20 protein-coding genes are annotated in these 19,541 nt (G+C 69.9%); 3 read left to right on the top strand and 17 right to left on the bottom strand.

The genetic code is table 11. The features are described 5' to 3' along the window. Nucleotides 1–26: 26 nt before the first annotated feature. The 8 genes from ACU6RU_RS10250 to prmC all read right to left on the bottom strand — a co-directional run bounded on the left by ACU6RU_RS10250 (nucleotide 27) and on the right by prmC (nucleotide 5,943). Complete coding sequence (locus ACU6RU_RS10250) at nucleotides 27–815, bottom strand: F0F1 ATP synthase subunit delta (protein ID WP_289329925.1); 789 nt, start codon at nucleotides 813–815, stop codon at nucleotides 27–29. Then, on the bottom strand, nucleotides 815–1,369 hold the full coding sequence (locus tag ACU6RU_RS10255) for a F0F1 ATP synthase subunit B (RefSeq protein ID WP_120264817.1): 555 nt from the start codon (nucleotides 1,367–1,369) through the stop codon (nucleotides 815–817). The genes ACU6RU_RS10250 and ACU6RU_RS10255 overlap by 1 nt, the downstream gene beginning before the upstream one ends. A gap of 31 nt (nucleotides 1,370–1,400) precedes the next feature. After that, nucleotides 1,401–1,640, bottom strand: coding sequence for an ATP synthase F0 subunit C (gene atpE / locus ACU6RU_RS10260; RefSeq protein WP_023955203.1), 240 nt, complete (start codon nucleotides 1,638–1,640; stop codon nucleotides 1,401–1,403). A 43-nt stretch (nucleotides 1,641–1,683) separates the two neighbouring features. Then, a complete protein-coding gene (atpB, locus tag ACU6RU_RS10265; RefSeq protein WP_259455379.1) occupies nucleotides 1,684–2,490 on the bottom strand; it encodes a F0F1 ATP synthase subunit A in 807 nt (268 codons plus the stop codon). 142 nt (nucleotides 2,491–2,632) lie between these two features. Further along, nucleotides 2,633–3,118 carry a hypothetical protein gene (locus tag ACU6RU_RS10270; RefSeq protein ID WP_120264816.1) on the bottom strand — a complete coding sequence of 162 codons (486 nt, stop codon included), beginning with the start codon at nucleotides 3,116–3,118 and terminating at the stop codon, nucleotides 2,633–2,635. Further along, the gene (locus tag ACU6RU_RS10275) at nucleotides 3,115–4,272 is read right to left on the bottom strand and encodes an MraY family glycosyltransferase (RefSeq protein WP_120264815.1); all 1,158 of its coding nucleotides are present in this window, start codon (nucleotides 4,270–4,272) and stop codon (nucleotides 3,115–3,117) included. Before ACU6RU_RS10275 ends, ACU6RU_RS10270 begins: the two co-directional genes overlap by 4 nt. Next, nucleotides 4,269–5,027 carry an L-threonylcarbamoyladenylate synthase gene (locus ACU6RU_RS10280; protein WP_120264814.1) on the bottom strand — a complete coding sequence of 253 codons (759 nt, stop codon included), beginning with the start codon at nucleotides 5,025–5,027 and terminating at the stop codon, nucleotides 4,269–4,271. The genes ACU6RU_RS10275 and ACU6RU_RS10280 overlap by 4 nt, the downstream gene beginning before the upstream one ends. A gap of 34 nt (nucleotides 5,028–5,061) precedes the next feature. Further along, on the bottom strand, nucleotides 5,062–5,943 hold the full coding sequence (prmC, locus tag ACU6RU_RS10285; RefSeq protein ID WP_289329927.1) for a peptide chain release factor N(5)-glutamine methyltransferase: 882 nt from the start codon (nucleotides 5,941–5,943) through the stop codon (nucleotides 5,062–5,064). Between the two features lie 127 nt (nucleotides 5,944–6,070). Between prmC and cysK the strand changes: the two genes are divergently transcribed. Both cysK and epsC read left to right on the top strand, forming a co-directional pair. Then, a complete protein-coding gene (gene cysK, locus ACU6RU_RS10290; RefSeq protein ID WP_120264812.1) occupies nucleotides 6,071–7,024 on the top strand; it encodes a cysteine synthase A in 954 nt (317 codons plus the stop codon). Then, nucleotides 7,024–7,596 carry a serine O-acetyltransferase EpsC gene (gene epsC / locus ACU6RU_RS10295; RefSeq protein ID WP_120264811.1) on the top strand — a complete coding sequence of 191 codons (573 nt, stop codon included), beginning with the start codon at nucleotides 7,024–7,026 and terminating at the stop codon, nucleotides 7,594–7,596. The genes cysK and epsC overlap by 1 nt, the downstream gene beginning before the upstream one ends. 105 nt (nucleotides 7,597–7,701) lie before the next feature. Here the strand turns inward: epsC and prfA are convergent, their stop codons facing one another. The 7 genes from prfA to ACU6RU_RS10330 form a co-directional block, all read right to left on the bottom strand. Further along, nucleotides 7,702–8,778 carry a peptide chain release factor 1 gene (prfA, locus tag ACU6RU_RS10300; protein ID WP_120264810.1) on the bottom strand — a complete coding sequence of 359 codons (1,077 nt, stop codon included), beginning with the start codon at nucleotides 8,776–8,778 and terminating at the stop codon, nucleotides 7,702–7,704. 2 nt (nucleotides 8,779–8,780) lie between these two features. Then, nucleotides 8,781–10,868, bottom strand: a complete 2,088-nt coding sequence (rho, locus tag ACU6RU_RS10305; RefSeq protein WP_446726479.1) for a transcription termination factor Rho — start codon at nucleotides 10,866–10,868, stop codon at nucleotides 8,781–8,783. Nucleotides 10,869–11,020: 152 nt separating this feature from the next. Next, entirely contained in the window at nucleotides 11,021–11,950 is a 930-nt protein-coding gene (gene thrB, locus ACU6RU_RS10310; protein ID WP_120264808.1) for a homoserine kinase, read from the bottom strand. Continuing rightward, nucleotides 11,947–13,032, bottom strand: a complete 1,086-nt coding sequence (thrC, locus tag ACU6RU_RS10315) for a threonine synthase (RefSeq protein ID WP_289329929.1) — start codon at nucleotides 13,030–13,032, stop codon at nucleotides 11,947–11,949. Before thrC ends, thrB begins: the two co-directional genes overlap by 4 nt. Before the next feature lies 1 nt (nucleotide 13,033). Further along, nucleotides 13,034–14,353 (bottom strand): homoserine dehydrogenase, encoded by a 1,320-nt coding sequence (locus ACU6RU_RS10320; RefSeq protein ID WP_289329930.1) that lies wholly within the window; start codon nucleotides 14,351–14,353, stop codon nucleotides 13,034–13,036. After that, nucleotides 14,350–15,759, bottom strand: coding sequence for a diaminopimelate decarboxylase (lysA, locus tag ACU6RU_RS10325; protein WP_120264805.1), 1,410 nt, complete (start codon nucleotides 15,757–15,759; stop codon nucleotides 14,350–14,352). Before lysA ends, ACU6RU_RS10320 begins: the two co-directional genes overlap by 4 nt. 129 nt (nucleotides 15,760–15,888) lie before the next feature. Next, nucleotides 15,889–16,482 (bottom strand): YdeI/OmpD-associated family protein, encoded by a 594-nt coding sequence (locus ACU6RU_RS10330; RefSeq protein ID WP_120265170.1) that lies wholly within the window; start codon nucleotides 16,480–16,482, stop codon nucleotides 15,889–15,891. Nucleotides 16,483–16,520: 38 nt separating this feature from the next. Between ACU6RU_RS10330 and ACU6RU_RS10335 the strand changes: the two genes are divergently transcribed. Then, on the top strand, nucleotides 16,521–17,033 hold the full coding sequence (locus tag ACU6RU_RS10335) for a hypothetical protein (RefSeq protein WP_120264804.1): 513 nt from the start codon (nucleotides 16,521–16,523) through the stop codon (nucleotides 17,031–17,033). Nucleotides 17,034–17,050: 17 nt separating this feature from the next. Here the strand turns inward: ACU6RU_RS10335 and ACU6RU_RS10340 are convergent, their stop codons facing one another. Continuing rightward, entirely contained in the window at nucleotides 17,051–17,866 is an 816-nt protein-coding gene (locus ACU6RU_RS10340) for an LmeA family phospholipid-binding protein (protein ID WP_120265169.1), read from the bottom strand. A gap of 5 nt (nucleotides 17,867–17,871) precedes the next feature. Continuing rightward, nucleotides 17,872–19,539 (bottom strand): arginine--tRNA ligase, encoded by a 1,668-nt coding sequence (argS, locus tag ACU6RU_RS10345; RefSeq protein WP_446726480.1) that lies wholly within the window; start codon nucleotides 19,537–19,539, stop codon nucleotides 17,872–17,874. Nucleotides 19,540–19,541 lie beyond the last annotated feature (2 nt).

Consider the following 19,541-nt stretch of genomic DNA (forward strand, 5'->3'; position numbering starts at 1 on the left):
TGCGCCCCTGCGGGCGGTGAGGTGGGTCAGCCCGCCAGTCGCTGGCGGAGATCGGAGAGGCGGGAGGCGACGGTGGCGTCGATCACGTCGTCGCCGATCTCGATGCGCAGACCCCCGACGACCCCGGGGTCGACGACGAGGTTGAGCGCGACGGCGGTGCGGTATCGGTTCGAGAGGGTCTCGGCGAGACGGGCACGCTGCTGATCGTTGAGCGGGGTCGCCGTGCGGACGCTCGCGACCACGCGACCACGCTGGTTCGAGACGATGCGGATGGCTCGCTCGAGCAGCTGACGCACGCGACGTTCACGCGGACGCTGCACGATCGACGACGCGATGAGGCGCGTACCGGCGCCGAAGCGTCCGTCGAGAAGGCGCTCGATGAGAGCCCCCTTGGCCGAGGCCTCCCCCAGCCGGCTGCCGAGAGCGAGTTCGAGCTCGGGGTTCGCTGACACGGTGTGCAGCACACCGAACAGCTCGTTCTCGAGATCGCCCTGATCGGCGACGGCGGCGGCGCGGATCGCCAGCTCCTCGACGGCGTCGACGAAGTCGTCGACAGAGGACCAGCGCTGCGCGACGGCCGTGCGCAGCAACGACACGGTCTGCGGCGCGAACGCCGGACCGAACACGTCGCCGACGACCTTGTCGCGAATCTGCGACGAAGCCGCGTTGTCCGTCAGCGCGCCGCTCAGCTGCGGCGAGTCCGCCAGAGCCCGCGCGGCGGCGAACAGCTCACCGGACACCTCGAGCGTGAGCCCGGGGGTCTCGGCGATGGCCGACGTCGTCGCGACGAGTGCCTGAGTGGTCGCGCTGCCCATCAGTTCGACGCCTTCTCTGAGGCCTCGAGCTCGCTGAGGAAGCGGTCGACGACAGCCTGAGCCTTCTGGTCGTCGGACAGGGTCTCGCCGATGACGCCGCCGGCGAGGTCGAGAGCCAGCGTGCCGACCTCGCTGCGCAGCGATACGGCGGCCGCCTGGCGCTCGGCCTCGATCTGCGTGTGCGCGGCTGCGGTGAGGCGTTCGGCCTCGGCCGAAGCGTTCTGCTTCGCCTCGCTGACGATCTTGCGACCGTCCTCGCGAGCGGCGTCGCGGATCTCGCCGGCTTCCTTGCGGGCCTCGGCCAGCTGAGCGGTGTACTCCTCGAGCGCCGCCTCGGCCTTGCGCTGGGCTTCATCGGCCTTGGCGATGTTGCCCTCGATGGCCGCGCTGCGCGCGTCGAGCACCGTGTTCAGGCGCGGCATCGCGTAGCGCACCACCACGAAGATGATGACGAGGAAGCAGACAGCCGACCAGATGATGTCGTAGACCGCCGGGAGGATGGGGACCTGGTTGGATCCCTCCTCGGCCGCAAGCGTGACAAGAGCGTTCAGCATCCTGTCTCCTTATCTGTGGGTCGCGTCGGGATCAGAGCGCGTTGAAGATGAACGGCGTGACGATGCCGATCAGCGCGAGGATCTCGATGAACGCGACACCGATGAACATGGTGCTCTGCAGGCGGCCGGCGAGCTCGGGCTGACGGGCGGTCGACTCGATGGTCTTGCCGATCATGATGCCGAGGCCGATGGCCGGGCCGATGGCCGCGAGGCCGTAACCCACGGTCGCGATGTTGCCGGTGACCTGGGCGAGAACCGTCGTTGCGTCCACTGGTGTTTTCCTTTCGTAGGGCGAGCAGCCGGTCAGCTGCTCGTCAGTGCTCTTCCGCGACCGCGAGCTGGATGTAGACCGCGGTGAGGATCGTGAAGACGTAGGCCTGGAGGATCGAGACGAAGATCTCGAAGAGGGTGAAGGCGAAGCCCATCGCGAGCGTGCCCGCCGCGAGCGGCGTGAAGGCGTTGAGGCCCAGCAGGAAGAACTGGGTCGCCGCGAAGAACAGCACGAGCATGAGGTGGCCGACCATCATGTTCAGGAGAAGTCGCAGGAACAGCGACACCGGGCGCGCGATGAAGGTCGAGATGAGCTCGACGAGCGCGATGATCGGCAGCAGGTAGACCGGCACGCCGCTGGGGACGAGCGAGTTCTTGAGGAAGTGTCCGACCCCGTGCTTGCGGATGCCCGCGTAGATGAACATGACGTACGCCACGAGCGCGAACACCAGCGGCGCACCGGCCACCGAGGTTCCTGCGATGTTCATGCCGGGGATGACGCCCGTCAGGTTCATGAACAGGATCGTGAAGAACATCGCGGTCAGCAGCGGGAGGAAGCGGCGGCCGTCCTTCTCGCCCAGGACCTGGTACACGACCTGGTCGCGGACGAAGCCGAAGCCGAACTCGACCACGCTCTGGAACCGGCCGGGGACCACTGAGAGGCGGCGCGTGCCGACCACCAGGAAGATCACCAGCGCCACGGTCGCGATGACCTGGACCATGCTGATCCGGGTGAATTCGAAGGGCGTGCCTTCGAACAGCAGAGCCGGCGGGAAGAAGTCGGAGATGGACGGCGGGTGGAACTCGTTGTCCGATGCCGCCGCTGCGACAATCGTCGTCGCTTGAGTCAACGTATTGGCTCCAGCTTCTCGGGCCAGCCAGGACTAGCTCGGTGAGGGTTTAGAAGGGGAACGACTCCAGCGGGGCCTCAGTGTCGCCACTGCACACCGGCCGCAGAGTGTAGTCCCACACTACCAAAGGTTACGGCTCGACCTAATCCTGGATCGTGTCGGACGTCGGAAGTTCGACATCCGATGCACCGGAGAGCCGCATCCGGCTCAGGACGATCAGGTCGACCACCAGCGACGCGACCGCCGCGACGATGACAGCGAGGGCGAAGATCCCGCGCTCGAGCCACTCCACCTGGAACAGCAGAAGCAGCGCGACGATCACGAGGACGAACTTCAGCAGCCAGCCGCCCAGCACGACGGCGAAGAAGATCTGGAGCCACTGCGGGTGACCGTACCAATGGTTGCCGATCAGGATGCTGAGGGCGGTGAACGCGGGGAAGACGATGCCGACCAGCGCGCCCAGCACGCCGCTCCAGGCGCCGTCCGCCCCCGCGACGAGCCCGCCGACGAGCGCGAGGACTGCCGCGACGACGACGCCGACGAGCAGCCCCCACGTGAGCGCGGCACGCAGGACGGGTGTGCTGGAGATGCGGCGGCGAGCGGTGGGATCGGGGGTGTTCGCAGTCACGAGGAGGGCTCTTTCACGAGGGTGGTCGGGCGCTGAGGGCGCGCGGGGATGAAGGTCACGACGAGGCACGCGGCGACGCCGAGCACGAGGAAGCCGAGTCCGAAGAGGTAGTCGCCGGGCCAGGCCGCGGTCGTGCCGATGTACATCAGCAGCACCGAGAGGCTCACGACCGTCGTCCAGGCATAGAAGACGAGGACGGCGTCGCGATCGCTGTGGCCCATGTCGAGCATGCGGTGGTGCAGGTGCTTGCGGTCGGGCGAGAACGGCGACTTACCGCGGGACATGCGGCGGATCACCGCCATGCCGAAGTCGAGCAGCGGCAGGAGGACGACGACGACCGGCAGCAGGATCGGGATGAACGCACCCAGCAGCTGCGAGCGGCCGAACACGTCGTTGTCTCCCGTGGCCGGGACGAGGGTGCCGGTCACGAGGATCGCCGAGCAGCTCATGAGCAGCCCGATCATGAGGGCTCCCGAGTCGCCCATGAACAGCTTCGCGGGGTTCCAGTTCAGCGGCAGGAAGCCGGCGCAGACCCCGAGGAGGACGACGGCCAGGAAGGATGCCAGGTTCGCGTAGCTGCTCGCGCCGAAGTCGCGCCCGAGCAGATAGGTGTACGTGAAGAACACGCCGTTCGCGATCAGGGCCACCCCCGCCACGAGGCCGTCGAGGCCGTCGATGAAGTTGACGGCGTTCATCACCACGACGATCGAGAACACCGTGATCGTGAAGCTCGCGGCGCTCGAGACCACCGTCTGGCCCCCGAGCGGGATCGTGTACATCTGCACTCCCCCGAAACCCACGACGATGGCCGCGGCGGCGAACTGCGCACCGAGCTTGATGAGCCAGTCGAGGTCCCACAGATCGTCAGCGACGCCGACGACGACGATGAGCGCGGTCGCCGCGAGGATGGCCCAGATCGGTTCGGGCTTGGCCCAGAAGATCGCGAAGAACGGGATCTGCGACGAGGCCAGGATGACCGCGGTGGCACCGAGGAACATCCCGACGCCGCCGAGTCTCGGCGTCGGCGTCCGGTGGACGTCGCGGTCGCGGATCTCGGGGTAGAGCTTGTACCGCAGACTCACCTTGAGGACGAGCCACGTCAACCCGAACGTGACGAGGGCCGTGACCACGAAGGTGGCCAGGTAGAGCCTCACGCGACGCTGCCGCCGGCGGTCTCGCCGGTGCCGCCCCCGGAGCCGGGCTCCATGGGGGTGCGGTTCGCCGCCTCGGCGTGCTCGGGCTCGGGGTCGGGTTCGAGCAGGTCGCCGAGCACGTCGCGCAGTGCCTCGCGGCTGACGGCACCCTCGCGGAGTACGCGCACCGGGGCCGGGTCTGAGCCCACCAAGGTCGTCGCGTCGACGATCGTCGAGGCCACACCGGTCGCGGCAGGGCCGCCGTCGAGGTAGACCGAGACACTGTCGCCCAGCATCCGTATCGCGTCGTCGATCGTGACGGCAGCGTTCATCTTCGTGAGATTGGCGCTCGAGACCGCCAGGGGCCCGCACTCCTCCAAGAGCTCGAGGGCGAACCTGTCGGCGGGCATGCGCACCGCGACGGTTCCCCGGGTCTCGCCCAGGTCCCACGACAGTGAAGGTTGCGCGGGCAGGACGATCGTCAGACCTCCCGGCCAGAACGCTTCGACGAGCCGCTCGACGGGCTCGGGCACCTCGGCCACGAGCGCGCGCATCGTCGCGATGCCGGCGACCAGCACCGGGGGCGGCGACTGGCGACCCCGCCCCTTCGCGGCGAGCAGCTTGGTGACGGCCGCGGCGCTGAAGGCGTCGGCGGCGACACCGTAGACGGTGTCGGTGGGCAGGACGATGAGATCGCCGCGACCGATGGCCTGGCGCGCCTGGCGCATGCCGGGGAGGACCTGGGTCTCGTCGCGGCAGTCGAAAACGGGAGACATGACCGCTCCAGTGTACGGCGGAGGCCGTCCGCTCTCAGGAGCGGACGGCCGTCGTGGTGCGGTCGCGCATCGTGAGGTCGGGATGCGTGGCGGTCGCAGACCATCCGTCGGCGGCGAGGATGCCGCGGATGGCGGCCCCCTGCAGCTCGCCGTGCTCGATGACGATGCTGCCCCCCGGGTGCACCAGGCGGAGCCCGACGCGCGAGAGGGTGCGGACGACGTCCAACCCGTCGGGGCCGCCGTACAGCGCCGCCGGCGGGTCCCACAGTCGCACCTCGGGGTCGCGTGGAATGGCGTCATCGGGCACGTAGGGCGGGTTGGAGACGAGCACCGACACGGTGCCGTCGAGCTCCGGGAACGCGTGCTCGAGGTCGATGAAGGCGAGGCGCGCGTTCGGCGCACCCACGAGGGCGAAGTTCTCCTTCGTCCAGATGAAGGCGTCGACCGAGTTCTCCGCCGCGTGCACCCGTGCGTGCGGCACCTCCGTCGCCAGCGCCAGGGCGATCGCTCCCGAGCCCGTGCCGAGGTCGACCGCGACGGGCTCGGGGCCGGCGGCCGCGCGCAGCAGGTCGATCGCGATCTGGGCGACCGACTCCGTCTCGGGACGCGGCACGAAGACACCGGGACCGACGCGGAGTTCGAGGTGACGGAAGGGCGCGACCCCGGTGAGATGCTGCAGGGGCTCGCGGGCCGCGCGACGCGCGACCAGTTCGGCCAGTCGCGCGGCATCCTCGGAGCCGATCGCATCGCCGCGGAAGACCGCGGCCGACAGCTCGCCGCGCCCGATGCCCAGCACGTGCGCGGCGAGGAGCTCGGCATCGACCTGTGGAGTCGGCACGAAGGCGGCCTCGAGCTCGGCGGTCGCGGCACGCAGGACCTCGGTCAGGGGCGGTGCAGGGAGGGACGCGGTGCTCATGGCGCCGACAAGCCTAATCACGCTCGCGGATTCGTCACATTCGGCTCTCTCATCGGAGCACGACAATAGGCTGGGGCGACGATCCCGCCGCGACGCGGCATCCGCTCGAAAACCCTGAAAGGCAGACATGTCCGACCCGGTCACCCACGGCATCCATCCCGACATCACCACCGCGTACGGCAACACGCCTCTCGTGCGATTGAACCGCGTCAGCGAGGGTCTGCCGGGCACCGTGCTCGCCAAGCTCGAGTTCTACAACCCCGCGTCGTCCGTGAAGGACCGTCTCGGCATCGCCATCGTCGACGCCGCCGAGAAGGCCGGCGCCCTCCAGCCCGGCGGCACGATCGTCGAAGGCACCAGCGGCAACACCGGGATCGCTCTGGCGATGGTCGGTGCTGCGCGCGGATACCGCGTCATCCTCACCATGCCCTCGTCGATGTCGATGGAGCGCCGCCTGCTGCTCAAGGCATACGGCGCCGAGCTCGTGCTGACCGACCCCTCGCTGGGCATGAAGGGCGCCGTGTCCGAGGCGGAGAAGATCGCCGCCGAGACTCCCGGCGCCGTTCTGGCGAAGCAGTTCGCCAACGAAGCCAACCCCGACATCCACCGTCGCACGACCGCCGAGGAGATCCTCCGCGACACCGATGGCCAGGTCGGCTACTTCGTCGCCGGCATCGGCACGGGCGGCACGATCACGGGGGTCGGTCAGGTGCTGAAGGAACGCGTCGCCGATGTGAAGGTCGTCGCGGTCGAGCCGAAGGACTCCCCCCTGCTGACCGAGGGCAAGCCCGGACCCCACAAGATCCAGGGCATCGGGCCGAACTTCATTCCGCCGATCCTCGATCAGGGAGTCATCGACGAGGTGCAGGACGTCACGTTCGACGACGCGATCCGCGTCGCGCGCGAGGTGGCGCAGAAGGAGGGCATCCTCGTCGGGATCTCGTCGGGAGCGGCCGTCTGGGCCGCACTCCAGGTGGCGGCACGCCCCGAATCCGAGGGCAAGAACATCGTCGTGATCATCCCTTCGTTCGGAGAGCGCTACCTGTCGACCCCGCTGTTCGAGGACCTGCGCGAAGACTGATGGGAACGCTCCGCGCACGCATCCGCGAGGATCTGGCCGCCGCGAAGCTCCGCGACCCCGCGGCTCGCAGCGGCCTGGAGATCGCGTTGCTGTACCCGGGGCTGCACGCGGTCTGGTCGTACCGCATCATGCACCGGCTGTGGCTCCGGCGTGCGCGGTTCCTCGCGCGCGCCGGGTCGCAGCTGACCCGCTGGCTCACGGGCATCGAGATCCACCCGGGAGCGCGGATCGGCCGGCGGTTCTTCATCGACCACGGCATGGGCGTCGTGATCGGCGAGACCGCCGTCATCGGCGACGACGTCATGCTGTACCACGGCGTGACGCTCGGCGGCCGCACCCGTCACGCCGGCAAGCGGCATCCCACTCTCGAAGACGGGGTCGCGGTCGGCGCCGGCGCGAAGATCCTGGGTCCGATCACGATCGGCGCCGGCAGCGTCGTCGGCGCCAACGCCGTGGTCACCAAGGATGCGCCCGCCGACTCGGTGCTGGTCGGTGTCCCCGCCCGGCCGCGTGCCCGCCGCGAGGGCGAGGACACCCGCGCGGTGCTCACCGCTCCCGAGTACCACATCTGACTACTCCCCCGACGCCCCCGTCGACTCGCCAGGAACGGCGGGTGCCAGGCCCGCCGGACCCGCAGATCTTGGCGAGTCGACGGACCGAAGCGAGAAGGGGCTGGGTCAGTCGTCGGCCAGAGCGGCTAGGCGCGCCTCTTCGTCGGCGGCGATACAGCTCTCGATGACCGGCGCGAGGGCGCCGTCCATCACCTGATCGAGGTTGTATGCCTTGTAGCCCGTCCGATGGTCGGCGATGCGGTTCTCGGGGAAGTTGTACGTGCGGATGCGCTCGGAGCGGTCCATGCCCCGGATCTGCGAACGGCGGGCGTCGGATGCCGCGGCATCCCGCTCCTCCTGCTGCTTCGCGAGCAGGCGGGCCCGAAGCACGCGCATGCCGGCCTCACGGTTCTGCAGCTGGCTCTTCTCGTTCTGCATCGAGACGACGATGCCCGTCGGCACATGCGTGATCCGCACGGCGGAGTCGGTCGTGTTGACCGACTGTCCACCCGGCCCGGACGAACGGAAGACGTCGATCTTCAGGTCGTTCGGATCGATCGTGATCTCTTCGGGCTCGTCGACCTCGGGGAACACGAGCACGCCCGTCGTGGAGGTGTGGATGCGGCCCTGCGACTCGGTCGCGGGCACGCGCTGCACGCGGTGCACCCCGCCCTCGTACTTGAGGTGCGCCCACACGCCCTGTGAAGGGTCGGTCGACGATCCCTTGATCGCGACCTGCACGTCTTTGTAGCCGCCGAGGTCGGACTCGTTGCGTTCGAGCAGCTCGGTCTTCCACCCGCGCGACGCGGCGTACTGCATGTACATCCGCAGCAGATCGGCGGCGAAGAGAGCGGACTCCGCTCCCCCCTCGCCCTGCTTGATCTCCATGATGACGTCGCGGGCGTCGTCGGGGTCACGCGGGATGAGCAGGCGCCGGAGCCGCTCCTGCGCCTCACGCAGCCCCTCCTCGAGAGCCGGGACCTCCGCCGCGAACGCGTCGTCCTCGCGGGCGAGTTCACGCGCCGCAGCGAGGTCGTCGGATGCCGCGACCCACGCATCGTGGGCCGCGACGATCCGCGACAGTTCGGCGTAGCGCCGGTTCACGCGCTTGGCGCGCGCGGCGTCGGCGTGCACCGCGGGGTCGGAGAGCTCCTCCTGAACCGCGCGGTGCTCGTCGAGCAGCCCTCGGACCGACTCGAACACGATCAGCGGATGCTGTTGTCGTGCCCGCCGGAGTGCGTGGTCGGCGCCGGGATCGACTTCTGCATCTGAACGAGGAACTCGACGTTGGACTGCGTCTCCTTGAGCTTGTCGAGGATGACGCCGAGCGCGTGCTGCTGGTCGAGGCCGGCGAGGGCGCGACGCAGCTTCCACGTGATCTTGACCTCGTCGGAGGAGAGCAGCATCTCTTCACGACGCGTCGAGGAAGCGTTGACATCGACGGCGGGGAAGATGCGCTTGTCGGCCAGCTGACGCGACAGGCGCAGCTCGCTGTTGCCCGTGCCCTTGAACTCCTCGAAGATGACCTCGTCCATCTTGGAACCGGTCTCGACCAGCGCCGTGGCGAGGATCGTCAGCGAGCCGCCGTTCTCGATGTTGCGTGCCGCACCGAAGAAGCGCTTCGGCGGGTACAGCGCCGACGCGTCGACGCCACCGGTGAGGACACGGCCCGACGTCGGGGCCGACAGGTTGTACGCGCGGCCGAGGCGCGTGATCGAGTCGAGCAGCACGACGACGTCGCGGCCGAGCTCGACCAGACGCTTGGCACGCTCGATCGCGAGCTCGGCGACCGTCGTGTGGTCCTCTGCGGGACGGTCGAAGGTCGAGGCGATGACCTCGCCCTTGACGGTGCGCTGCATGTCGGTGACCTCTTCGGGCCGCTCGTCGACGAGCACGACCATGAGGTGGACCTCGGGGTTGTTCTGCGCGATCGCGCCCGCGATCTGCTGCAGCACGATCGTCTTGCCGGCCTTGGGCGGCGCGACGATGAGACCGCGCTGTCCCTTTCCGATCGGAGCCACGAGATCGATGATCCGCTGGGTCAGCTTCTCGGGGCCGGTCTCGAGGCGCAGACGCTCCTGCGGGTACAGCGGCGTGAGCTTGCCGAACTCGACGCGGTCGGCGGCGTCCTCGACCGACAGGCCGTTGATGGAGTCGACCTTGACGAGCGCGTTGTACTTCTGGCGGCTCGACTGCTCGCCCTCACGCGGCTGCTTGATCGCGCCGACGACGGCGTCGCCCTTGCGCAGGTTGTACTTCTTGACCTGTCCGAGCGAGACGTAGACGTCCTGAGTACCCGGCAGGTAGCCGGTCGTGCGGACGAACGCGTAGTTGTCGAGGACATCGAGCACACCGGCGATCGGGATGAGGATGTCGTCCTCGTTGATCTCGGTCTCGAACTCGTCGCCACCGCCGCCCTGACCGCGGCGCTTGTTGCGCTGGCGGCCACGGCCGTTCTGGCCCGCGGCGTCATCGTCGTCGGGGCCGTTGTTGCCGGCCTGGTTCTGGTTGCCACCCTGGTTCTGGTTGCCGCCCTGGTTCTGGCCGGCCTGGCCCGGGTTGCCCTGGGCGTTGTCCTTGTTGCGGTTGCGGTTGCGGTTGCGTGAACGGCTCCGCGAGCGACCGGACGACTCGCCGTCGCCCTCACCGGAGTCGGACTTCGACGACTCGTCGGACGAGGCGTCCGTCTCCGGCGCCTGCTCTGCCGGAGTCTCGGCGGCGCTGTCGGCCGCCGGAGCGTCGCCGGGCTCGGCCGCGGCGTCGGGGCTCGGGGTGGCCTCGGCCTCGGCATCCTTCTTCGCGTTGCGGCCGCGCCCACGGCCGCGGGCCGGCTTCTTCGGTGCCTCGGCGGGCTCGGCATCGGCGGGCTCATCAACAGCCGCGTCGGCGGCAGCGGGTGCGCTCTCGTCAGCAGCAGCCGCGACGTCGGCCGAAACCGCCTCAGCAGCAGGCTCGGCGCCCGCATCCGTGCTCGTCGACGCATCGGTGACCGGCGTCTCGGCAGGAGCCTCGGCGACAGCCGGGGTCTCGTCGGCGGCGGCGGGCGCGACATCCGTGCTCTTGGCCCGGCGGGGCGCACGCTTGCGCGGAGCCTTCGCGGGCTTCTCCTCGGGCTCGGCCACGACGGCAGGCGCGGCAGCCTCCTCCGCAGCGGGGGCGACCTCGGGCGAGGCCTCCTCGGCGGGCACGTCCTCGGCGGGGGTCTCGACGACGGCATCCGGCTGCGCAGGCGTCTCTTCGTTCGGTGCGTCGACGGTCTCGTCGATCGTCAGGTTCTCGGAGTTGGACTCCACGAGTGCTCCTCTTAAACGGTGGATATGACAGAACCGCGTCCAGCGCCGTCCACGGCGGGCGCCATCCACCTGCCACACGCGTCCGGCCGACGGCACGGGGTATGGATCAGGGGTGTTCGCGGTGATTCGCAGAATTGCGACGGAGGCTCAGATCACAAGGGTGTGGAACCCTCCGTATGGTCCCTCACCATACCACCGCGTACATCGACCGCCAGCATCCGTGCATCCCACGGGGTGTCTGTGGTACGCGCGGCGACCTCGACGGCTGCCAGACGCTGGCCCGGACCGTCTGCGAGCACGAGCACGCTGGGGCCGGCGCCCGACACGACCGCCGCGAAGCCTTCGGCGCGCAGGGCACGGACGAGTTTGTCGGTCTCGACCATCGCCTGGGCGCGGTACGACTGATGGAGTTTGTCTTCGGTGGCGGCCAGCAGCAGGTCGGGGCTCTGCGTGAGGGCCGCGACCAGCAGCGCCGACCGCGAGAGATTGAAGATCGCGTCCTCGCGCGTGACCTGCAACGGGTCGAACCCGCGCGCGACCGACGTCGACATCGTGAAGTCGGGTACGAACACCAGCGGCGCGACACCGCGGTGGACGAGCAGCTTCTTGTGCTGCGGCCCGTGCTCGTCGACCCACGCGATGGTGAGGCCGCCGAACAGAGCGGGCGCGACGTTGTCGGGGTGGCCCTCGAGCTCGGTGGCGAGTCGGAGCAGCGCGTCGGCGCCGATCTCCACGTCGCCCGCGAGGAGCCCCTTCGCCGCCAGCAATCCGGACACGACCGCGGCGCCCGACGATCCCATCCCGCGCCCGTGCGGAATCGCGTTGACCGCCTCGAGACGAACGCCGGGCATGGTCCGCCCGAACGCCTCGTAGGCGTAGGCCATCGCCCGCACCACGAGGTGCGACGCGTCGGTCGGGACGTCGGCGGCCCCCTCGCCCGAGACGGTGATCTCGAGGCCGGGGCCGGGCAGCTCGGTGACGATCAGCTCGTCGTAGACGCTGAGCGCGAGCCCCAGGGTGTCGAAGCCGGGACCGAGATTGGCGCTGGTCGCGGGGACGCGCACCTGGACCGAGCGGGTCATGCCGTCGCCTCCGGCGCGAGGTCGAGCACGGATGCCACCTCGGCGGTCGAAGCGTCGACGACGACCGGTTCTGCCTGTGTGCCGTCCGCGTTGCGGAGGGCCCACTGCGGGTCCTTGAGCCCGTGACCGGTGACGGTCAGGACGACTCTCGAGCCCGCGGGGATGACGCCCGCCTCGGCGCGATCGAGCAGACCGGCGACGGTGATCGCGGATGCCGGCTCGACGAACACGCCCGCCGTGCTCGCGAGGAGCTTCTGCGCCGCGAGGATACGGTCGTCGTCGATGGCGCCGAACCAGCCCCGGGTCGCGTCGCGCGCCTCGAGAGCGAGGTGCCACGACGCCGGGTTGCCGATGCGGATCGCCGTCGCGATCGTGTCGGGATCCTTCACGACCTCACCGCGGACCAGCGGCGCCGACCCGGCGGCCTGGAAGCCGAACATCCGCGGGACCCGCGTCGCAGCCCCACGGGCCGCTTCCTCGCGGTACCCGCGCGCATGCGCCGTGTAGTTGCCGGCGTTGCCGACGGGAACGAAGTGGAAGTCCGGGGCGTCGCCCAGCTGCGAGACGATCTCGTACGCCGCGGTCTTCTGACCGTCGATGCGATCGGGATTGACCGAGTTGACCAGGTGCACCGGATAGTGGTCGGCCAGTTCCCGCGCGATCTCGAGGCAGTCGTCGAAGTTGCCCCGGATCTGGATGAGGCGACCGCCGTGGGCGACGGCCTGGCTCAGCTTGCCCATCGCGATCTTGCCTTCGGGGACGAGAACGGCGGCGGTGATGCCGGCGTGCGCGGCGTAGGCCGCCGCGGACGCCGACGTGTTGCCCGTCGAGGCGCAGATGACGGCCTTCGCGCCGTGCTCGACGGCACGCGAGAGAGCGACCGTCATGCCGCGGTCCTTGAACGAACCCGTCGGGTTCATTCCTTCGAACTTCACCCAGACGTCGGCGCCCGTGCGGTGCGAGAGCTCGCGAGCGGGGACGAGCGGCGTGCCGCCCTCGCCCAGGGTGACCACCGTCGAGGAGTCGGTGACGTCGAGGCGGTCGGCGAACTCGCGGAGCACTCCCTGCCACACGTGTGCCATGTCAGTCCCCCTCCACCCGCAGCACCGAGACGACGCGCTTGACGACGCCGCTCTCGCCGAGCGACGCGACCGCGTCGCTGAGGTCCTGCTCGCGCGCGGTGTGGGTGCCGATGACCAGGCGGGCGGTCTGGACGTCGCCGTCGGCGACGATCGTCTGCTCGAGCGTCGCCACCGAGACCTTGCCGTCGCTGAGCAGCCCCGCCACCGCGGCGAGGACGCCGGAGCGGTCGTCGACCTCAAGGGTGATCTGATACCGCGTCGTCACATGGCCGATCGGGACGACCGGCAGATTCGCGCGCGTCGACTCGCCCACCCCGACGCCGCCGGCGATGTGGCGGCGGGCCGCCGAGACGACATCGCCCAGGACGGCCGAGGCGGTCTGCACACCGCCCGCGCCCGCACCGTAGAACATGAGGTCGCCCGCAGCCTCCGCCTGGACGAAGACGGCGTTGTTCGCTCCGTGCACGCTCGCGAGCGGATGCTCGCGAGGAACGAGGGCGGGGTACACGCGCACCGAGATCGTCTCGCCGGAGGGCGACACCTCGGCGTCGGCGAGACGCTCGCACACGGCGAGGAGCTTGATGACGAAGCCGGCCTTGCGGGCGGCATCCATCATGTCGGCGTCGATCTGCGTGATGCCCTCGCGGTGGACGGCGTTCAGCGGCACGGCGGTGTGGAACGCGAGAGAGGCGAGGATCGCTGCCTTCTGCGCCGCGTCGTATCCCTCGATGTCGGCTGTCGGGTCGGCCTCGGCGTAGCCGAGCGCCTGCGCGTCGGCCAGCACGTCGGCGAAGTCGGATCCCTCGCGGTCCATGCGGTCGAGGATGTAGTTCGTCGTGCCGTTGACGATGCCCATGATGCGCTGCACCCGGTCGCCGGCGAGCGAGTCGCGCAACGGGCGGATGATCGGGATGGCGCCGGCGGCGGCGGCCTCGTAATAGATCGAGGCACCGACCTGGTCGGCCGCCTCGAACAGCTCGGGGCCGTGCGTCGCCAGCAACGCCTTGTTCGCTGTCACGATGTCGGCACCGGCACCGATCGCCTTCAGGATGCTCGTCCGGGCCGGCTCGATCCCGCCCATGAGCTCGATGACGATGTCGGAGCCGACGAGGAGCGGCTCGGGGTCGGTCGTCAGCAGCTCGCGCGGAAGCTCGACGTCACGCGGCGCATCGATGTCGCGCACCGAGATGCCGACGAGGTCGAGGGCGGCGCCGGCCCGATCGGCCAGTTCGTCTCCGTGCTTGAGCAACAGGGCGGCGACCTGCGAGCCGACGGCGCCGGCTCCGAGCAGGGCCACACGCAGGCGGCGGTAGTCCGTCATTCGGCTCCTTCTGTGGGGATGCCCGCATCACGGGCGAGCAGGTCGTCGATCGTCTCTCCGCGAACGATCACCCGGGCCAGGCCGTTCGAGACGGCGACGACGGGCGGACGCGGGACGTAGTTGTAGTTGCTGGCGAGCGAGAAGCAGTAGGCGCCCGTCGCGGCAACGGCCAGCAGGTCGCCCGGCGCGACGTCGGCCGGCAGGTACTCGGCGTCGACGACGACGTCACCTGATTCGCAGTGTCGCCCGACGACGCGGGCGAGCGCGGCGGGAGCGTCGCTGCGACGGTTGGCCACCCGCGCCGAATAGGCCGCGCCGTAGAGGGCTGGGCGGGCGTTGTCGCTCATGCCCCCGTCGACGCTCACATAGAGGCGCTCGAGCTCGTCGCTGACGCGGACGGGCTTGGTGGTGCCGATCTCGTACAGGGTGACGCCGGCGCGGCCGACGATGGCCCGACCGGGCTCGAAGGCCAGGGTCGGGACCGGGACGCCGTGCGCGGCGCACTCGCGCGCGACAGCGGCGACGATGCCGTCGGCCAGCTCCTCGATCGGGGTCGGGTCGTCGACACTCGTGTAAGCGATGCCGAAACCGCCCCCGAGGTTGAGCACCGGCACGTCGCCGTCGTCGAGCAGGCGCGCGTGGACGGCGACGAGCCGCGACGCCGACTCGGCGAAGCCCGCGGTGCCGAAGATCTGGGAGCCGATGTGGCAGTGCAGCCCGACGAAACGCAGTGACGGCAGCTCGCGGACCCGAGCGACCACGGCTTCGGCATCCGTCAGCGCGAATCCGAACTTCTGGTCCTCGTGGGCGGTGGCCAGGAAGTCATGGGTCTCGGCGTGCACGCCGCTGTTCACCCGCACGAGCACGGGCTGAACGGCCCCGCGCGCAGCCGCGATCTCGGCGAGTCGGTCGATCTCGATGAGACTGTCGACGATGACGGACCCCACCCCCAGCTCGACGGCGCGCGCCAGCTCGAGCGGCGACTTGTTGTTGCCGTGCAACCCGATGCGAGCCGGATCCGCCCCCGCAGCCAGGGCGACCGCGAGCTCGCCGCCGGTTGCGACGTCGATCGCGAGACCTTCCGCCGTCACCCAGCGCACGATCTCCGTGCTCAAGAACGCTTTCGAGGCGTAGTACACGCGCGCCGTCGTGCCGTGGCGCGCCGCGGCGCCGTCGAACGCCTCGCGAACCCGTCGCGCCTGTGCCACGACGGCATCCTGGTCGAGGACGTACAGGGGCGTGCCGAACTGCGCGGCCAGGTCGGTGGCCGCGATGCCGCCGATCGACACCGCGCCGTCGTCGTCGCGCTCGGCGCGGGGCGGCCAGACGGCTTCGACCAGCGCGTTGACGTCAGCGGGAGGGAGCAGCCATTCCGGCACGGCGGGGCGGACGTCGGACGCGGACACGGGAACACCAATCGGGAGAGACGCTGACCGTCAGGCAGACGGGGCCGCGACGGTGCCGCCAGTCTAGGACACCAGCCGCGCGCGCCCCGCCCGTGTGACCGCGGGCGACGGCCCGCACCGTCACCCTCCTCACGGAGACGACGAGACCTCGTCATCGCCCTCGAGACGCGCCACGACGCGGCGGATACGCGCTGCCCGTGCGGCCTCCGAGGGAGCGCTGAGCACCGGGTGCAGGACGGAGTACCGCTCGGCGGCACGCAGAGCTGCGAATCGGCGGGCTGCCGCGGGTGAGGCCGAGAACGCTGCCTCGAGATCGGCCGGGACCGCAGCTCCCGCTTGTCCGGCATAGGCTCGTTCCCAGCGCCCGTCCGCGCGCGCACGCTCGACTTCGATCCAGCCCCTCTCGCGCATGCGGCCTTCGCCCGTCAGCCGTTCGATGATCCCCACGTTGCGCTGTGACCAGATCGAGCGCGCTCGTCGTGGCGTGAACAGCTGCACGAACGTGGTCTCGTCCCGCGAGTTCCGCCGACCGTCGATCCAGCCGCTGCACAGCGCCTCATCGAGTGCTTGGGCGTAGGTGAGCGATGTCGGCTCGGTGACGTTCTTCTTCGCGAGCACCAACCTCACACCGTCGGAGTCGGATTCGTGCGAATCGAGCCAGGCCCGCCAGGCGACGGCGTCGGCGACCACGAGAAGAGCCGGACCTTCATCGCCGGCAGTCATGAGCACTCCACGCTTGTAGCCTGGCGCAGGAGGCGATCATGGGCAATGTCACGCACGAGTCGGCAGGACTCGACGAACGCATCGGAGCGCTGAAAGAACGCATCTACGCGACGGTGACCGGACTCGCGATCCTCGCGGGGCTCTTCACCGCCGAGCACGTCACGGTCGGTGAGTCGATCTTCGCGCTCGCGGTCGGCATCTTCGCGATCGCTGCCGCCGGCTTCGTCGCCGAGGTCATCGCGCATCAGATCGGTCATCGTCAGTTCCCGAGCGGACGGGAGCTGGCCGTGATGGCGCGGACGGCCACGGTCGCCCTCGGAACCGCGTCTCTCCCCCTGCTCGCGCTCGTTGTCGCCCTGTTCGACCTCATCGACCTCGATACGGCGCTGATCATCGGGATCATCGCCGACGCCGCCGTGCTGGTGGGCGTCGTGCTTCTCGCCAGCGCGCGCACGGGCTTGACCGCGTTGCAGCGTCTCGTTGCATCGGCACTGCTGCTCGGGCTGGTCGCCGTGGTCGCCGTTGCGCTGCTCCTCGCCCACGGCCACTGAGCCCCGGGCGGGCGGGTTCAGGCGCAGGTGCCGTCGGCCTGAAGCGCCGGATCGCGGACGATCGCCCCGTCGACGTCGACCTCGGCCACCAGCGCACCGCGTTCGACGCGCACCTCGCGCAGCGTCAGCCCGGCAGGCAACCGGTCGCGGATGCAGATCGAGTAGTCCCGCAGCACGCCGTCGGCGGCGGAGCCGAACCGCTGCCGGAGGTCGTCTCCGGTCAGCGCCGCACCCCCGAGCCGCACGGCCGTGGGCGTCAGGACGATGTCGCCGTCTACGGCGCTCGGAGTCAGATCCAGTCCGAGCGGCACCGACAGCGCGAACAGCGGCATCTCGACCTCGACCGTCACGTTCGGCGGATCCAGCTGCACGCCGGCGCCCGAGACGCCCGAAACCTGCGAGAGCAGGGTCTCGAGCTGGTCCTCCGCGAAGACCACCGTCGCCTCCGCCGATCCGATGTCACCCCCGTCGGCGCGAATGGGAACATCCGTCGCGCGCACGGACACATCGGCCAGGACGTCGCCGAGCGGGATGCCGTCGCTCGCGACGTCGAGACGGTCGAGCCGCCCGCCGATGACCTGGGGCAGCACCGGCTCGTCGAATCCGACGTCGATCTGCTGGTCCTCGGGCAGCGCGAGCCGGGTGATGACCTGCTCGCGCACGGTGTTCGTGAGGATGCTGCGCGTGATGCTCTCGGCGACGAACCAGGCGGCGACCGCGAGACCGACGACCACCACGAGAGCGATGATCCACGGCAGCGCCCGACGTCGCCGCTTCGGCGGGACCGCGGTCGCCTCGAAGAGCGGGAGGGTGGGCTGCGTGGCACCGCTCACGTCGGTCACATCCGTTCGGGGGCGCTGACACCCAGGAGGTCGAGCCCGTTGCGCAGCACCTGTCCCGTGGCGTCGTTGAGCCAGAGGCGCGTGCGGTGAAGGTCGGTGACCTCCTCGTCGCCGAGCGGCGTGACCCGGCACGTGTCGTACCAGCGGTGGTAGAGGCTCGCGAGCTCTTCGAGGTACCGGGCGACGCGGTGCGGCTCGCGCAGTTCGGCGGCGAACGCCACGATCCGCGGGAACTCCTGGAGTGCGCCGAGGAGAGCCGATTCGGTCTCGTGGTCGAGCAGCTCGGGGGCGAATGCGTCGCGGGTGACGCCCGAGTCCGCGGCGTTGCGCGCGACGTTGTGCGTGCGGGCGTGCGCGTACTGCACGTAGAACACGGGGTTGTCGTTCGTGCGCTTCTGCAGGATCTCGGGGTCGAGGGTCAGCGGCGAGTCGGCGGGGTAACGCGCGAGCGAGTATCGGAGCGCGTCGGTGCCGAGCCAGTCGCGCAGGTCGTCGAGCTCGATGATGTTGCCCGCGCGCTTGGACAGGCGAGCGCCGTTGATCGAGACGAGCTGTCCGATCAGCACTTCGATGTCCTTCTCGGGATCGTCGCCGGCTGCGCCCGCGAGGGCCTTCAGACGGTGGACGTAGCCGTGGTGATCGGCTCCCAGCAGATAGATCTTGTGCGCGAAACCGCGGTCGCCCTTGTTCAGGTAGTAGGCGGCATCGGCGGCGAAGTAGGTGTACTCGCCGTTGGAACGGCGGATGACCCGGTCTTTGTCGTCGCCGAAATCCGTCGTCCGCACCCAGACGGCATCGTCCTGATCGAAGACGTGCCCCTGCGCGCGCAGCCGGTCGACCGCCTGGTCGACGAGGCTCGGCCCACCGTCGGCGGGGGTCGCGTGCAGCAGCCGCTCGCTGAAGAAGACGTCGAAGTGCACGTTGAACTTCTCGAGCGAGTCCTTCAGATCCGCCATCTGAAGCTCGTAGCCGAGGTCGAGCGCGACCTGCTCCTGCTCGTCGGGGGCGAGGGCCAGCAGGTCGGGGCGCGCCGCCAGCACGCGCTGGGCGAGGTCATCGATGTACGCGCCCGGGTAGCCGTCTTCGGGCGTGGGCTCGCCCTTGGCGCTGGCGAGCACCGAGCGACCGAACCGCTGCATCTGCGCGCCGGCGTCGTTGATGTAGAACTCGCGGACGAGCTCTGCGCCGCTCGCGAGCAGCAGCCGGGCGATCGCGTCGCCGAGGGCCGCCCACCGCGTGTGGCCGATGTGCATCGGCCCGGTGGGGTTCGCGCTGACGAACTCGAGGTTGATCGAGTTGCCCGCCTGGCTGTCGTTGCGGCCGAAGGCAGCGCCCGCCTCGACGATCTCGCGGGCGAGGGCGCCGGCGGCCGCGGCATCCAGACGGATGTTGATGAACCCGGGGCCGGCGACCTCGACGGACGCCACACCGGGCGCCTCGGCGAGCGCTGCCGCGATCTCGGCGGCGAACTCACGCGGGTTCGCGCCGACGCGCTTGGCCAGCTTCATCGCCGCGTTGGACGCCCAGTCGCCGTGGTCACGGTTCTTGGGGCGCTCGAACACGAAGTCGGCGGCGGTGAGTCCGTCGCTCGACCCGGGGCGTCGCGCCTCGGCGAGCGGGGCGACGACGGACAGGAGGGCTTCGGCGAGAGCATCGGGATTCATAG

This window comes from Microbacterium sp. F1-18 (assembly GCF_052921305.1).

What these genes read in the sequence shown, in the direction of transcription:
- ACU6RU_RS10250 (WP_289329925.1), bottom strand. Translation starts at nt 815, where the DNA reads ATGGGCAGCGCGACCACTCAGGCACTCGTCGCGACGACGTCGGCCATC.
- ACU6RU_RS10255 (WP_120264817.1), bottom strand. Translation starts at nt 1,369, where the DNA reads ATGCTGAACGCTCTTGTCACGCTTGCGGCCGAGGAGGGATCCAACCAG.
- ACU6RU_RS10280 (WP_120264814.1), bottom strand. Translation starts at nt 5,027, where the DNA reads ATGTCTCCCGTTTTCGACTGCCGCGACGAGACCCAGGTCCTCCCCGGC.
- prmC (WP_289329927.1), bottom strand. Translation starts at nt 5,943, where the DNA reads ATGAGCACCGCGTCCCTCCCTGCACCGCCCCTGACCGAGGTCCTGCGT.
- cysK (WP_120264812.1), top strand. Translation starts at nt 6,071, where the DNA reads ATGTCCGACCCGGTCACCCACGGCATCCATCCCGACATCACCACCGCG.
- epsC (WP_120264811.1), top strand. Translation starts at nt 7,024, where the DNA reads ATGGGAACGCTCCGCGCACGCATCCGCGAGGATCTGGCCGCCGCGAAG.
- thrB (WP_120264808.1), bottom strand. Translation starts at nt 11,950, where the DNA reads ATGACCCGCTCGGTCCAGGTGCGCGTCCCCGCGACCAGCGCCAATCTC.
- thrC (WP_289329929.1), bottom strand. Translation starts at nt 13,032, where the DNA reads ATGGCACACGTGTGGCAGGGAGTGCTCCGCGAGTTCGCCGACCGCCTC.
- ACU6RU_RS10320 (WP_289329930.1), bottom strand. Translation starts at nt 14,353, where the DNA reads ATGACGGACTACCGCCGCCTGCGTGTGGCCCTGCTCGGAGCCGGCGCC.
- ACU6RU_RS10330 (WP_120265170.1), bottom strand. Translation starts at nt 16,482, where the DNA reads ATGACTGCCGGCGATGAAGGTCCGGCTCTTCTCGTGGTCGCCGACGCC.
- ACU6RU_RS10335 (WP_120264804.1), top strand. Translation starts at nt 16,521, where the DNA reads ATGGGCAATGTCACGCACGAGTCGGCAGGACTCGACGAACGCATCGGA.
- argS (WP_446726480.1), bottom strand. Translation starts at nt 19,539, where the DNA reads ATGAATCCCGATGCTCTCGCCGAAGCCCTCCTGTCCGTCGTCGCCCCG.